Annotated in this window: 14 protein-coding genes; 8 read left to right on the top strand and 6 right to left on the bottom strand. The window is 39.6% G+C overall.

Annotation, left to right across the window (positions count from 1 at the left end; translation table 11 throughout):
* From pstC to B4B65_RS11475, 3 genes are read left to right on the top strand one after another with little or no spacing between them, the layout of a single operon-like run.
* Window positions 1-897: a phosphate ABC transporter permease subunit PstC gene (pstC, locus tag B4B65_RS11485; protein WP_201679175.1), complete on the top strand. Its 897-nt coding sequence runs from the start codon at window positions 1-3 to the stop codon at window positions 895-897.
* A complete protein-coding gene (locus tag B4B65_RS11480; protein WP_293915744.1) occupies window positions 890-1,744 on the top strand; it encodes a PstA family ABC transporter permease in 855 nt (284 codons plus the stop codon). Before pstC ends, B4B65_RS11480 begins: the two co-directional genes overlap by 8 nt.
* The gene (locus tag B4B65_RS11475) at window positions 1,699-2,508 is read left to right on the top strand and encodes a phosphate ABC transporter ATP-binding protein (protein WP_313271122.1); all 810 of its coding nucleotides are present in this window, start codon (window positions 1,699-1,701) and stop codon (window positions 2,506-2,508) included. Before B4B65_RS11480 ends, B4B65_RS11475 begins: the two co-directional genes overlap by 46 nt.
* 53 nt (window positions 2,509-2,561) lie before the next feature.
* Here the strand turns inward: B4B65_RS11475 and B4B65_RS11470 are convergent, their stop codons facing one another.
* The 6 genes from B4B65_RS11470 to B4B65_RS11445 form a co-directional block, all read right to left on the bottom strand.
* Window positions 2,562-3,344: a GLPGLI family protein gene (locus B4B65_RS11470; RefSeq protein ID WP_293915742.1), complete on the bottom strand. Its 783-nt coding sequence runs from the start codon at window positions 3,342-3,344 to the stop codon at window positions 2,562-2,564.
* Window positions 3,334-6,132: an outer membrane beta-barrel protein gene (locus tag B4B65_RS11465; protein ID WP_293916769.1), complete on the bottom strand. Its 2,799-nt coding sequence runs from the start codon at window positions 6,130-6,132 to the stop codon at window positions 3,334-3,336. The genes B4B65_RS11470 and B4B65_RS11465 overlap by 11 nt, the downstream gene beginning before the upstream one ends.
* A 197-nt stretch (window positions 6,133-6,329) precedes the next feature.
* Window positions 6,330-6,713: a diacylglycerol kinase family protein gene (locus B4B65_RS11460; protein WP_293915741.1), complete on the bottom strand. Its 384-nt coding sequence runs from the start codon at window positions 6,711-6,713 to the stop codon at window positions 6,330-6,332.
* A 90-nt stretch (window positions 6,714-6,803) separates the two neighbouring features.
* Window positions 6,804-7,526, bottom strand: coding sequence for a bacillithiol biosynthesis deacetylase BshB1 (bshB1, locus tag B4B65_RS11455; RefSeq protein WP_293915740.1), 723 nt, complete (start codon window positions 7,524-7,526; stop codon window positions 6,804-6,806).
* A 59-nt stretch (window positions 7,527-7,585) separates the two neighbouring features.
* Window positions 7,586-8,077 (bottom strand): glutathione peroxidase, encoded by a 492-nt coding sequence (locus B4B65_RS11450; protein WP_201679170.1) that lies wholly within the window; start codon window positions 8,075-8,077, stop codon window positions 7,586-7,588.
* 14 nt (window positions 8,078-8,091) lie between these two features.
* Entirely contained in the window at window positions 8,092-8,733 is a 642-nt protein-coding gene (locus B4B65_RS11445; protein WP_201679169.1) for a DUF4294 domain-containing protein, read from the bottom strand.
* Between the two features lie 151 nt (window positions 8,734-8,884).
* On the opposite strand from B4B65_RS11445, the gene B4B65_RS11440 reads away from it, so the two are divergent.
* From B4B65_RS11440 to B4B65_RS11420, 5 genes are all read left to right on the top strand, one after another.
* Window positions 8,885-11,095: a RelA/SpoT family protein gene (locus B4B65_RS11440; protein ID WP_201679168.1), complete on the top strand. Its 2,211-nt coding sequence runs from the start codon at window positions 8,885-8,887 to the stop codon at window positions 11,093-11,095.
* Window positions 11,096-11,175: 80 nt separating this feature from the next.
* Entirely contained in the window at window positions 11,176-11,670 is a 495-nt protein-coding gene (locus tag B4B65_RS11435) for a Fur family transcriptional regulator (protein ID WP_201679167.1), read from the top strand.
* A 127-nt stretch (window positions 11,671-11,797) separates the two neighbouring features.
* Complete coding sequence (locus B4B65_RS11430; protein WP_201679166.1) at window positions 11,798-13,075, top strand: adenylosuccinate synthase; 1,278 nt, start codon at window positions 11,798-11,800, stop codon at window positions 13,073-13,075.
* Window positions 13,076-13,078: 3 nt separating this feature from the next.
* Window positions 13,079-14,365 carry an aminodeoxychorismate synthase component I gene (pabB, locus tag B4B65_RS11425; protein WP_293915739.1) on the top strand — a complete coding sequence of 429 codons (1,287 nt, stop codon included), beginning with the start codon at window positions 13,079-13,081 and terminating at the stop codon, window positions 14,363-14,365.
* Between the two features lie 71 nt (window positions 14,366-14,436).
* Complete coding sequence (locus tag B4B65_RS11420; RefSeq protein ID WP_293915738.1) at window positions 14,437-15,096, top strand: TatD family hydrolase; 660 nt, start codon at window positions 14,437-14,439, stop codon at window positions 15,094-15,096.

Here is a 15,096-nt window from a genome sequence, read left to right as displayed (position 1 = left end):
ATGCTTATTAATAGAATACTTAAAGATAAAATCATACAGAAATCCACATTAGTGCTGCTGATCGCATCTATTTCAGTAGTAGCACTCATTGGTATCGGATTGGCTGCTAAATCTGTACCGCTGTTTGAATCGACCAGTGTTGCATCTTTGCTGACACAGAAAGTATGGTCTCCGATGAAAGGTTTTTTTGGTTTTCTACCTTTTATTATGGGGACGTTATCCGTCACCTTTATTGCGGTTCTTGTCGCAGCACCTCTTTGTATTCTTACAGCAGTGTACCTTACAGAGTATGCCGGAAAATCTTTGAGAAATATGATGCTGCCACTTGTAAACGTTCTGGCAGCCATACCTCCGGTATTGTACGGGGTCTGGGGTGTACTCTTTATCGTTCCTGCGGTACAGGATTATATAGCACCCGTCTTCGGAGTCACGACTTCCGGTTATACAGTGCTATCCGGCGGACTGGTACTGGCAGTCATGATCTTTCCGATCATGATCAGTATAATGGTGGAGGTTCTGCAGACTATACCTTATGAATTGAAGTCTGCATCCATGTCTTTAGGTGCAACAAAATGGGAAACGATACAAAAGGTGGTATTAATAAAAGCCAAACCCGGTATTTTTGCCGCAACAGTACTGGCCATCTCCAGAGCATTCGGTGAAACAATAGCTGTACTTATGGTTTGCGGGAATGTCCCCAAAATACCGACTTCTGTATTTGACGCCGGATATCCTATTCCTGCACTAATCGCTAATAACTTCGGGGAGATGATGTCCATTCCGCTATATGACTCCGCTCTTATGTTTGCGGCTTTATTATTATTCGTAATTATTTTTGGATTCAATCTGATATCAAGGTTGATCCTCAACAAACTGGAGGGAAAATACAATGGCTAATGTAAAAACCAGATTATTCAAAGAGCAGGTAGCAAAGACCCTTATGCGCCTGTCCGGGATGGCTGTAACAGGTTCTTTATTCTTTATCCTGGGGACAATATTATACAAAGGCTTACCTTATATCTCCTGGGATATGATTACACAGGTACCAAAGGGAGGTTTTTATATTGGAAAGGAAGGCGGGATTCTGAATGCCATACTGGGCTCTCTTTATCTGGCGGGTGCAGCGACGCTGCTGTCTACCCTTATCGGTATCCCTATTGCCATTTATCTGAATATATATGTACGTAACGGATCAAAGCTGGCGCAATTATCCAAATTGCTGTTTGATGTATTGTTTGGGATCCCGTCTATTGTTTACGGAGCGGTAGCCTTTAGTCTGATGGTATGGTTGGGGATCCGTGCTTCTCTTCTGGGGGGAATTATCACCATTACATTATTAACCATTCCTATCGTTGTACGCACTGTGGATGAGCTTATTAAAACAATTCCCGGCGACCTGAAACATGTTACTTTATCTCTGGGCACAACCCGATGGGAAGTAGCAAAGATATTTATCCGTTACATCAGACCTGGTATACTGACCGCTATTTTACTGGCTTTCGGACGCTCCATCGGAGATGTGGCTGGTGTGCTGTTAACAACAGGCTTTAGTGACAATTTACCCAAATACATTGACGAACCAGCGGCAACGCTTCCGTTAGCTATTTTTTTTCAATTGAGCAGTCCTATTCCTGAAGTACAGGGACGGGCATATGCTTCGGCGCTTATTTTATCATTGATCATCTTAATTATCGTGTTATGCACTCATATCCTTCAATCGAAACAGAAGAAACACAAAATATAACAACCTTGAGCCGTCCCCATCTGGAAATCAAAGACCTCAATGTGTACATAGAGGGCAACCATATTCTGAAGAATATCAATCTGGCTTTGCCAAATAATTCCGTCACTTCGATTATAGGGCCTTCCGGCTGTGGTAAAACCACTCTTTTGAAGACATTAAACAGACTGCTGGATGATATTGATGGTGTAGATATCACCGGATCAGTACTGGTCAATGGAGAAGATATCTATGCCAAAGGAGCTGAAGTAACACACATTCGGAAAAAAATGGGATTGCTCTCGCAAAGACCTTTCCCTTTGCCGATGTCTATTTTTGACAATATTGCTTACGGACCACGTATACACGGAACCAGAGACCGTAAAAAATTAAAACTTATCGTAGAAACACAATTACGTAATGTGGGGCTTTGGGAAGAAGTGAAAGACCGGCTGGATCAATCAGCGACACGGCTATCTATTGGTCAGCAACAACGCCTTTGCCTCGCACGGGGTTTGGCAGTAGAGCCCGAAATTATTCTGGGAGATGAATCCACATCTGCTCTGGACCCTGTATCTACACAGACTATTGAAAACTTACTTATCGATCTGAAAAAAGATTACACCATCGTACTTGTAACGCACATTCTCAGACAGGCCAGACGTGTATCAGATTATATCGCATTCGTATATAATGGAGAAATTCTGGAATTCGGAAAAACAGAGCAGGTACTTCTGCATCCAAAACATGAGGTGACACAACAATATGTAAAAGGTTTTATCTCTTAGCACAAGGGGCTATCCCCTTATGCTAAGAGAGGTCCTGAAAAGCTCCATCGGTGCTACAAGAAAAGCCGTTGCAAATCTTTGTTTCCCATCCATTTCATCAGTTCCTTTAATTTCTTCGAAATCTCAGCCTTTGTCTGAGGAACAGCTTTTTTATTTTTTGTAACGTTAGTAGGCACGGCCACCTGACTTAATTCTACTTTAGTAGCAAAATAATTTAGGTTATAGGACGGAATAGCCACTCCAAGTATCATTCCCGGCAGACCATTTATCAGCTCCGGGCCTCCTGACACAGGAATCTGAGGGGTATAAAAGGCTACAATATAGACAGAGTCTTGCATTACTCCGTTTACACGTCTGCAATCGTATCCCAGAATATTTCGGTACTCATCTGTAAACTTCCATTTAATTTCAGCTATACTGTCTGCCAGCTGCAATTCGTCTTCCCCAAAGGACAGCAGTTTTTTAAAAGTTCCTGTTTTGAAATTACTGTATGTTTTGGTGTCACTGTAATATTCCTGATTTTGCAGGAGATAGCGTTGGTTTGCCGGAAATTCTTCTTTAACATTTTCAAAAAATGTTTCCGTAGTATTAAAATTCAGGGTATTTTTAGTTATCAGCTCAGCAGGTGAATTTTTCAACAGACCATCAAAATAGATGCCCGAATACCCACCCAAATTTTGAGATTTCTTGAGCTGATTCTTGACATAATTATGCAGATGAAACTTACGCTCGTAGGTAATGGTTCCGTTTTCAGGAAAAAAGGCATATTGTGCCTGAACACATTTCACCGTTAATAAGCACAAAAGCAAAGCAAGAAATACAAATCTATTGTTCATTTTTACTACCTCCCTTCATTGTGGTAAAATTATAAATGACTCTAAACATAAAAAATCTATTTATGACATTGTTTTGAGTTTCGAAAAAAGTAGAGCCGCTTTGACTTCTGTTAATACCATTTCTTTCATTAAAAAGGTCATTGACGGATACCTGAGTCTCCAGACTTTTATCTTTGAAAAACTTCTTGGATACATAAGAATTCACATACATATTGTGAATTGGTTTTGCGTATACACCTGTCGCTCCCTGGTAATTTTGGTTAACATCAATACTCAGTTTAAAGTCCTGAGGGAAGATATAACTAAATGTTCCGGAGTTACTGATGGTAAAGGCATTATTGTTAAGCTGAGGCTGAATACTTGAATTCATTTTGCTGAAACCCGGTCTGAGATTTACATTAAAATTAAACCCTGTCTTAGCATATCTGTAAACTCCGAGACCGAAAGAGTAATTCATTCGCTCACTGCGGTTAAGCTCCGGTTCCGAAGCAGTAGTCGTCACATAATTATAAGACCTGTTATAACTGGCTGAAAGGCTCGGAGACACTTTCAAATCTAATTTTTTGAACGCTGTAAAAGAAAACGATCCGTAGATATTTGCATTAAGATTCTGTTTATCGGATACATTTACATACTGTAATGTCCGTTGCCCCGTCGTGGGATTTAGCGTCACAAACGAAGTGATATTGTCCACCACATTTCCGATACTTGCATTCAAAAAGAAGGATTGCTGTTTGAGTTGACGGTACGAATTAAAGGAAGCGGAAAGGTTATTTCTGTATCCTCCCTCTAAATCCTCATTAGGCAGAAATTCGGTTCTTTGATCTGTATTCTGACGCAAAGGCTTTATCTGGCTCAAGGAAGGTTGCAATGTATTTCCGGAATAATTAAGTCGTACGCTTTTACTTTTACTAAGCTTATAGTTGATGTTCACATTAGGATTATAAGACAATTGCGTCACATCCAGTTTAGATTGATCTCCATAGTCATCTCTTACATTAGCAGACGAAGTCAGTCTGTTGTTGATACTAACTGTAAGTTTATCAGCGATATAGTTAAAGCCGAGATTACCTGTGTTACGGTAATTGTGATAAGTTAAATCATTCAGTACGCTCTCATCGAGATCTGTGTATTCCTCTGTAAGCGGATCTTTGTTAAAAGATTGGTCAAGTGTTTTTGATTGATACCAGGCATATTCGTAGCCGACATTTGCCGTAATCGACTTACTCAAAGGTTCGGAATAATTAAAAGAAGAAGTCAGCTGATCATTATTTACTGAATTACGTTTGAATTGATCAATAACGTCAAGACTGTCCAGATTCACGTATTCAACACTGGAAAAATACTGGTTTTCATCCTTTTGCCTGGTTATATTTCCAGCTATCCGTAGCGTAAGAGAACGTTTCGGTTTTCTAAACTTTTTAGTGTAATAGGCAGATAAGTCTGCATTTTCATTTGTATTCTTATTGAATGAGCGGCCTTCCGTTTTATTGATCGGTTCGTATTCCAGCGTTTGTTCCAGACCTTCAGAAAAAGAAGTATTCTCTCTTTTATTCAGTTTATATCCTACATTAAAGGTGATATTAGAGCTGGAATCCAGTTCCAGATCATACCGTAATCCAGCCTGGTGACCATTATTCAGATTACTGGTCTTAGATGTATTATTTTCAATTTTTGAAAATCCCGGTAACTCATCCCGGCTAAACGATGAACTGGTGTTATCTACCTGCAGTCGGGAATATTTATAATTGGAATTGATCTTTTGTTTATTGTCTTTCGTCTTATCACTGAATGTAATTCCTGAGTTTATGGCTGTCGGGATCCCTCCACCTGCATATTCTCCATTGAATCCTTCATCTCCTCCCCCTGCCCGGATAACAATTCCACCTCCTTCAAAGGAAGAATCATCCGATCCGCCAACACCAAATCTCTGATTAGAAAAATAACCTAATCCAACCGTGCCCTCGTTACCTGTAACTCCGAAAAGGGCAATTTTTTGCGCTCCCTTAAACTTATTAATGACCGCAGAGCCTGAATAGTACTTTTCTGGAGCAATACCGCCCTTCAACTCCCCAAACATACCTTTTTTACTTTCTTCCTTGAGACGGATATCAATAGTTTGTGTTCGTTCCCCGTCATCTACACCTGTTCGTGTTGCCATTTCAGATTTCTTTTCATAAACCTGAACTTTAGAAACCATATCCGAGCGGATATTCTTAGTGATTAAAGTAGGATCGTCTCCAAAAAATTCTTCTCCATCCAGAAGAACTTTTTTTACCGTCTTTCCCTGTGCTGTAATAGATCCGTCTGCATTCACTGTTATTCCGGGAAGCACTTTTAGCAGTTCTTCTACTTTCGAACCTTCCTCAACCTTAAAACTGGCGGCGTCATATTCAATCGTATCTCCCTTTATCACGACAGGTATACGACCAGTTACCTGAGCCTCCTCTAACAGAATAGCCGTTTTAGACATACTTATTGCCCCGATATCAATGGCCTGCTCCTGAATATGTATCTTTTTTACAAAATCGGCATATTGGGGATAGTTTATGATCAACAGGTACTCACCTGTATCTTTTGCGGTTATAGAAAATTTACCATTCTCGCCTGTGCGGGCATAGCTCTGCATTACAGAATCTCTGGAACGAAGCAATACGACAGAAGCCTTTTCCAGTTTGGCTTTTTCTTTTATGTCCATTACTTCACCTGTAATTTTTGGATTGTGTTGTGCGTAAAGCTGCGTCAGGCACAATAAGGTCAACCACAATAAGAGTACATATTTTATCATCACAAAGGCTTGGTTATACGAATTATTCGTAAATATATCAGCTTTTGTGCTAAGATGTAATTTATGGAATCTGATTTAACATTATTTAAGATATAGTGTTAATAATTATAAAAATTTAACTTTAAGCAATCGATTGCTTATCTTAAAAAGAAATAAAACAAATTTGTAAATCGGGTTGACGATGGATATTTTTATAATCAAAGAAGGAATAGATTATAAATTTTTGGCAAAAAGATAATTAATCCAACGATCAAGGCAGTCAATGCAGTAATCAGCACAGCGCCTGCTGCTATATCTTTTATACGTTCAATACCAGGATGGCGCTCCAGTGTAATCATATTGGCTATATGTTCGATAGCTGTATTGAGTGCTTCCGTGGCAATAACCAGACCAATACACAGGCAAATAGCTATCCATTCCATTCCCGATATATGTAGCCAGAATCCCAAAACAACGGCAATAATTGCTGCCAATAAATGTATCTGTGCATTTGTTTCCTCACGAAATAATACCTTAAGCCCTTTAATTGCATAGCCAAAACTGGCTATACGCGATTTGAGTTTATTATTCAGATTACCCATTTTATAATCAAAAAAGAGTCGCTTTTTTTATTGAAAAGCGACTCCTAAAGATACAGATTCCTTTTAGAAACTGTTAAAATTTTACGGAAACTATATAAGTTCAAATAAGTCTGTAACCCCCAATACTTTACGACTGGTGAATCCTTCCGCATACTGCACCTGGATATTTCTTCCGAATTCCTTTCCTCTACCTTCTGTAGATTTCATAAAATCCGGATTAGAGATATAAGTTTGGGGTTCATCATCCTCACCACCGGAAGAATTAAACTGAGTCTTATAGGCCAGTACAGCCTTTTCTTTAATATGCCAGTAATCTGTGACATCCAGTATCACATCCGGTCTTATATACTGATCCTGTATTAATTGCAGCAAAAGTCGGGGACGAAAAGCTTCCTGTGGTTTGCCGTCTGCTTCTGTTTCTATTCGACGCAATCCGGCCAGAAACAAGGCGTCATAGACCAGCTGGCTCGCACGTCCGTGATCCGGATGCCGATCAGACAAGGCATTTGTAATAACAATCTCGGGTTGGAATTTACGTATACACTTTATAATTTCCCGTTGTTCCATTTCTTTATTTTCGAAAAAACCGTCGCGCAAATCCAGATTTTCACGGACAGCTACACCTAATATTTCAGCTGCATCCTGAGCTTCTCTGCTCCGTATTTCGGCTGTTCCGCGCGTACCCAGTTCGCCTCTGGTCAAGTCCACAATACCAACTTTTTTACCTTCAGCTACGTATTTTGCAATCGTTCCTCCTGCTCCTAATTCGGCATCATCAGGATGAACAGTCATTACCAATAAATCTAATTTCATGTTATGACATCATTATTATCCGGCACAAAGATACAATTTTCACCTTCATTCCAGTGTCATTATTCGTTCAGGAGTGCTTCGATTTTGCGTGTAATGCGGGAAGAATTGGGCCCTGTAAATGGATAAAAGAAATCCACGACCTCTCCTTTCCGGTTAATGAGATATTTGTGAAAATTCCATAAAGGTTTGACATTCACAGATCCGTTTAATTCTTTATGAGACAGGTACTTAAACAACGGATCTACATACTCTCCTACTACATGTGTTCGTTTGAATACGGGAAAGGTAACCTGCTGCTGCAGGCGACAAAATGTCTCCAGCCGGCGTCCGGTCAGCGGCTCTTGCTGATTAAAATTATTAGAAGGAAAGGCCAGTACTTCAAAACCCTGATCCTTATATTTTTTATAAAGTCGTTCCAATGCTTTGTACTGACTGGTAAATACACATTTACTCGCCGTGTTAACAATTAACAATACTTTATCATGATAATCTTCCAATGACTTTTTTTCGCCATTGAACTCCAAAGCGTGAAAATTGTAAACAGATTGCATAGGCTATAATTTTTTTACTGAAGCGGCGGAGATGCTACCGGGCGCGTTCTCTCAAAACTTCTGATAATGTTTTCGATCTCAAAATCTTCCTGACTATCGTACGTGCTTTTTAGATTGTGACCAAATACTTTTGCGATACCCTGATAGAAAAATGCAGTAAGTCCTCCTTTCATTTCTCTCACCATGTCATAGCTGGTTTTTCCGGTTTGTCTGTCCACCAGTTTTATTAATATTTTACCCTGTGACACAGACAGATTTTTGATTTCCTTGGTAAACTTCTCCTTAATTTCTTCTTCGCAGGCTTTAATCAGTCTTTTTTGTTCTTTTTTATCATTGACCACTGCCAGATCTCTGTCCAGCTGATCGTATCTTTTTTGTGCATAGATGGCGTAAGGCAATACACGCAATACATTTCTTCTTAGTCTGAGATATTCTTTTTTTGCGTCTTCACTGCTCCATATACGTTTGCCCGTCACGACCACTTCCGGTATAGGAAACCAGGGCACTACTTCTCCGTCATCCAATGTAGTTGTGGCATAATGCTCTACCACTTCCGGCTCACCTCCACCATACTGAGGTTTAATCAATGTCTGCCCGTTTCCAAAAAGTGGAAGAAGCAGAAAAAGCACAAATCCGGGTACATATATTATTTTCATTTTTGCATCAAAAAAAGCCTTTTGTTTTTATTCTGATAAATAATTTTACTACATTTATTCAAATGAAAACAGATATCCATATAAAGGTACTTTTTTCTGTCCTAATTTAATAAAAATATTTAAAGTATCTTAAAAATTTTACAGCACGTTTATGAAAGAGTATGTGATTGATATTGAAGCTGAAAACAAAGAAATTCGCAAAAGATATAGAGATTTATTGAGAGCGTGCAAGCCGACTTTACAACGCGGTGACAAACAAGAGATACGTAAAGCATTTGATCTGGCTCTGGAAAGTCACAAGGAAATGCGCCGCAAATCGGGCGAACCTTATATTTTCCACCCTATTGCTGTAGCCAAAATCGCTGCAGACGAGATCGGACTTGGTACCACCTCTATAGTATGTGCACTGTTGCATGATGTCGTAGAAGATACAGCCATCACCTTACAGGAAATCGAAGATCAGTTTGGCAAGAAAGTCGCCCGGATCATCGATGGCCTGACCAAAATATCAGGAATATTCGATCCGAACAGTTCTATGCAGGCGGAAAACTTCCGTAAAATGCTGCTGACACTGGCCGACGATGTACGTGTTATACTTATTAAACTGGCAGACCGCTTACATAATATGCGGACGATGGAGTTTATGGCACGTGACAAGCAGTTAAAAATCGCTTCCGAAACAAGTTATCTTTATGCTCCGCTGGCACACAGATTAGGGCTCTACGCAATTAAATCCGAGCTGGAAGATCTTTCCATGAAATATACGGATCCGGATACGTATAAATTTATTGCGAAAAAGCTCAATGAAAAGAAAGCCGAGCGTGAAAAATTTATTTCGGATTTCGTCGGACCGGTTAAAGAAATCCTGGAAGAACAAGGCATTAAAGCCGAGGTATTCGGACGCCCTAAATCTATCCATTCTATCTGGAATAAGATGCGGAAAAAGTCTATCCCATTTGAAGAGGTATATGACTTGTTTGCGATCCGTATTATCATTGATACGGCTTATGAAAAAGAGAAAACAGAATGCTGGAAGGCCTACTCTATTGTAACAGACCTGTACAGACCTAATCCGGATCGCCTGCGGGACTGGGTATCTTCTCCTAAAGGAAATGGATACGAATCGTTGCACACTACTGTAATGGGGCCACGTGGTCAATGGGTAGAGGTGCAGATACGAACCAAACGCATGAATGAAATTGCGGAAAAAGGATTTGCAGCCCATTGGAAATACAAAGAGTCTAATTCGGACAGCGGACTGGATCAATGGATTCAGAAAGTAAGAGATGTACTGAGCAGTGCTGATTCAAATGCACTGGACTTTGTGGATGACTTTAAGATGAATCTTTTCTCTGATGAGATTTTTATTTTTACGCCCAAAGGAACCCTTATTCAGTTGCCGAATGATGCCACAGCACTGGATTTCGCATTTGAAATACATTCGGATATAGGTGCTACCTGTATCGGTGCAAAGGTCAATCACAAACTCGTACCGCTGAGTCATAAGTTGCAGAACGGAGATCAGGTCGAGATCATTACCTCCGGTAAACAGGTGCCAAAAGAGGATTGGCTAAATTTTGTGGTAACAGCCAAAGCCAAGTCTAAAATACGTTCGTCTCTGAAAGAGGAAAAACGAAGAGTAGCTGAAGATGGCAAGGAAATCCTTGAACGTAAACTGAAATCGTTAAAGATTACCTATAACACCGATAATATCAATAAGATTTCCAATTATTTTAAGTTTCCGAGTTCACAGGAACTGTTTTACAATGTGGCCAAAGGAACGATAGATATCAAAAATCTTCGCGATTATGCCGCAAGTGAAAAACTGATTGATACTTCGCCAAGCCAGTTTAGCTCTCACATCAGCGGATTAGTAGAAAAAATAAACAAGAAAGATCTGGATACGCTGCTGATCGGGGATGATCTTCAGGAGGTAGACTATACGCTGGCTCCTTGTTGTAATCCTATCCCGGGAGATGATGTATTCGGATTTCTGACTGTAAATGACGGCATAAAAATACACCGGACCAGCTGCCCGAATGCGTCTAAGCTGATGGCTAACTACGGATATCGTATTTTAAAAGCTAAATGGGCTTCTTCTACTTCCAACAACGTGGCTTTCCTTACCGGATTACGTATAGTCGGAATTGATGATGTCGGATTGGTCAATAAGATTACAACCGTTATATCTCAGGAGTTTAAGGTTAATATCCGCTCCCTTTCTATTTCGAGTAATGAGGGTATTTTTGAAGGTAATATTATGGTATTTGTCAACGATACAGATCAGTTGGATAACCTGATAAAAAACCTTAAACATATCAGCGGAATAACCGGAGTGACACGATATGAATCGGAGAATTAAATCAACTGAATCTCACATTTTTGAAAAAAGCAATTTTGTGAATCTAATTTGGTAAATTTGTAAAGAATCTTAAGTTTGATATGAATCTAGCAGAAAATTACGCCACTGTAAAAAAGATATTCGAGGCTTATCTGGAAAACAAAAATCTGAGAAAGACTCCTGAGCGCTACGCTATTTTGGAAGAAATCTACTCGCGCTCCGATCACTTTGATGTTGAGTCATTGTATATTCACATGAAAAATAAAAAGTATCGTGTGAGCAGGGCTACAGTGTACAATACATTAGAATTATTGGTGTCATGTGACCTGGTAACCAAACACCAGTTTGGCCGTAACATGGCTCAGTTTGAAAAATCTTTTGGCTTTAAACAACATGATCACGTGATTTGCATAGAATGCAATAAGGTGGTCGAATTTTGTGACCCGAGGATCAATCAGATCCAGAGTCTGATGGGAGATTTGTTGAAGTTTGACATCAAGCATCACTCCCTTAATCTGTATGGCGTCTGTGAAGATTGCCAGGAGAAAGATAAAGCCGCCAAGGCAAAAGCCGAAAAAACGGTTATTTCAAATTAATATTGACTATTGGTAAAATATTATAGTACATTTGTTCGGAAAAACTACTACCGTAATTTTTCCGAACATTTTTGTTTTAGAATAAGTCATTATCTAAATATATTTTTAATCTCAATACAAAAAAGCTATGCAAGTTGATGTGCTTTTGGGCCTACAATGGGGCGATGAAGGTAAAGGAAAAATCGTAGATGTTTTATGTCCTGAATACGATTTGATCGCACGTTTCCAAGGCGGCCCTAACGCCGGACACACATTGGAGTTTGATAACAAAAAATTCGTATTGAATACTATCCCGTCTGGTATCTTTAATGAAGGTATCATGAATCTTATCGGGAATGGTGTTGTTATTGATCCGATTATCCTTAAAAGAGAGTTAGACAATTTGAAAACTGCCGGCTTCGATCCGGTTGGTAAAGGGAATCTGGTTTTGGCGCGAAAAGCTCACCTTATCCTTCCTACCCACCAATTGCTGGATGCTGCTTCAGAATCTAAAATGGGTGCTGGCAAAATTGGTTCTACACTTAAAGGTATCGGCCCGACTTACATGGACAAAACAGGCCGTAACGGTCTTCGTGTAGGTGATACGACATTACCGGATTTTAAAGAACGCTATGAGAAACTAAAAGAGAAACATCTGTCTATTTTAGCTCATTACGGCGAAATCCCTGATTTCTCTGAAAAAGAACAAGCGTTTCTGGCGGCAATTGACTATATCAAAACTATTCCTCATGTAGATTCTGAGCACCTGGTGAACCAGTATCTGAAATCCGGTAAAAGTGTTTTGGCTGAAGGTGCACAAGGTACATTGTTAGATGTAGATTTCGGATCTTATCCGTTCGTTACATCTTCTAATACAACTACTGCCGGAGCATGTACAGGTCTGGGAGTAGCTCCTAATAAAATCGGCAAGGTCTATGGTATTTTCAAAGCATATGCAACCCGTGTAGGTGGCGGACCATTCCCTACTGAACTGCATGATGAAGTTGGTGAGGAATTACGTAAGCTTGGACACGAATTCGGTGCGACTACAGGACGTGCACGTCGTACAGGATGGATTGATATTCCGGCATTGAAATATGCTATTATGCTGAATGGTGTGACGGAACTGATTATGATGAAAGCGGATGTATTAGATACATTTGATAAAATCTATGCGTGTACACATTATAAGCATGATGGTCAGGTAATTGACTATATGCCTTATGAGATCATTACGAATGAGGCTGAGCCTGTGCTGGAAGAAATCCAGGGCTGGAATCAGGACCTGACTGGTATAACTTCAGAAAGTGAAATTCCGGAAGCATTGAAAAATTACATTTCTTATCTGGAAAAAGCGTTGGAAGTTCCTATTACGTTCCTTTCCGTAGGTCCGGATCGTAAACAAACGTTATCCTTATCTAAATAATTAATGCGAATCGAAGATATACATTCGATCGATTCCAATAGCAAATTTCATCAAAAAGCATTGCAATGGGCGATGCAATTTGATGAAATTTGTTTCTTTAACTCCAATGAGTCAGCTGATGAATGGTCTTCCTTTGACTGTTGTCTGGCTGTTAAAGCTGTATCACAATTTGTTGCCGATGGCACCGATACCTTTTTAAAAGCACAACATTTTATAGATCAGTATCCCGGAACATTTATTCCCGGATTTCTTTCTTATGATCTGAAAAATGAAATTGAAGATCTGACCACAGACAAACCCGATATTCTACAGTTTCCGCTTGCTTATTTCTTTGTGCCTGCTGTTGTAATCACCATAAAAAATGGAAACGTATCTATCGAGGCGGAGGATCCGGAGCACATTCTCAAAGAAATACTATCCCAGCAATATTTCTCGAAAACCTTTCAGTTTTCAGATACGATCAAAGCGAGATGGACAAAAGCTGAATATCTGCATGCTTTCGATCGTATTCAGTCTCATATTCAACAAGGTGACCTTTACGAGGCAAATCTTTGTCAGGAATTTTACGCTGAACATGCTGTAATTGATCCTTTGTCCGTTTATCAGCAATTGTCAGAAGTCTCTCCTACTCCGTTTTCTACTTTTTTCAGAAGGGGTGATCACTATATTTTATCCGCATCACCGGAACGTTTTATGGCTAAACGGGAAAATTTACTGATTTCTCAACCGATCAAAGGTACTGCCCCGAGAGGTGCAACATCTACAGAAGATCAGCGTATCATACGTCAGCTGCAGGACTCCCAAAAGGAAATTGCTGAAAATGTAATGATTGTTGATCTGGTACGAAATGACCTGACCAGAAGTGCAGTAAAAGGTTCGGTAAAAGCTGACCGATTATTTGAAATACAAAGTTTCAAACAGGTTCATCAGATGGTTTCTACTATTACCTGTCAAAAATCAGCTGATGTAACGGATATTGAAGCTATAAAAAACACTTTTCCCGCAGGATCTATGACCGGAGCTCCGAAAATTGCAGCCATGAAACATTGTGAAGAAATCGAAAATACCCGCAGAGGATTATATTCTGGGGCAATCGGTTACTTCTCACCAAACGGAGACTTTGATTTTAATGTCGTTATACGGACTCTTTTGTATAATGCTTCCTCACACTACATTTCTTTCCATACCGGCGGTGCAATTACTAACCAGGCGGAAGGTGAGCAGGAATATGAAGAATGTCTACTGAAGGCTAAAAGTTTGTTAGATGCCCTCCAAACCTCTATAGGTTAAAATTATCTATACAAGAATAGTAGATAAAATTTAATAGCTCATTTATTTTTCAGAAATTTGCAGCGCATCGTATGTCAGCTGTCTATATTGATATCCACACCCATAAGAGTGAAACGGTTACTCCCCTATCTGCTATCTGTCAGATACACAGTGTTGCGCTGAATAATGGCGAAACTGTAAATAGCAAGTGCACTACTGCCGGACTGCACCCCTGGTATCTGAATAATGAAGGAAGTGAAAATGCACTGGAACAACTTCGCACACTTCTTCATGATGGCAAACTTTTGGGAGTAGGCGAATGTGGTATAGACAAGGTTATCCAAACGGATGTACATATTCAGAAGGAAGTCTTTGCTGCTCAGATCCGATTAGCTGCGCAATATGATAAACCTTTGATCATACATTGTGTACGTGCTTTTGAAGAAGTAATGCAAACCTTATCTTCCCAATTGTTTCAGGGAAAGGTTGTTTTTCATGGCTATCAAAAGAATGAAATTCTGGCGAAGCAACTGATTGCCAAAGGCTATTATCTTTCCTTTGGAAAGGCTGTTTTGAACGGCAGCATGGATAAAGTACTGACTGAAATTCCTGTAGACCGGATCTTTTTGGAAACAGATCATGCAGCTGTGGGTATTGAAGAAATCTACGCTTATGTGGCAGGCGTAAAACAAATTGAATTAACAAAATTTAAAGCATATATAATACAGAATTATCATTCTGTTTTTGAGTAA

The organism is Sphingobacterium sp. UBA5789, from assembly GCF_002418355.1.
In the GTDB taxonomy this organism is placed as follows: Bacteria; Bacteroidota; Bacteroidia; order Sphingobacteriales; family Sphingobacteriaceae; genus Sphingobacterium.
This window is presented reverse-complemented; position numbering and strand designations above follow the sequence as displayed.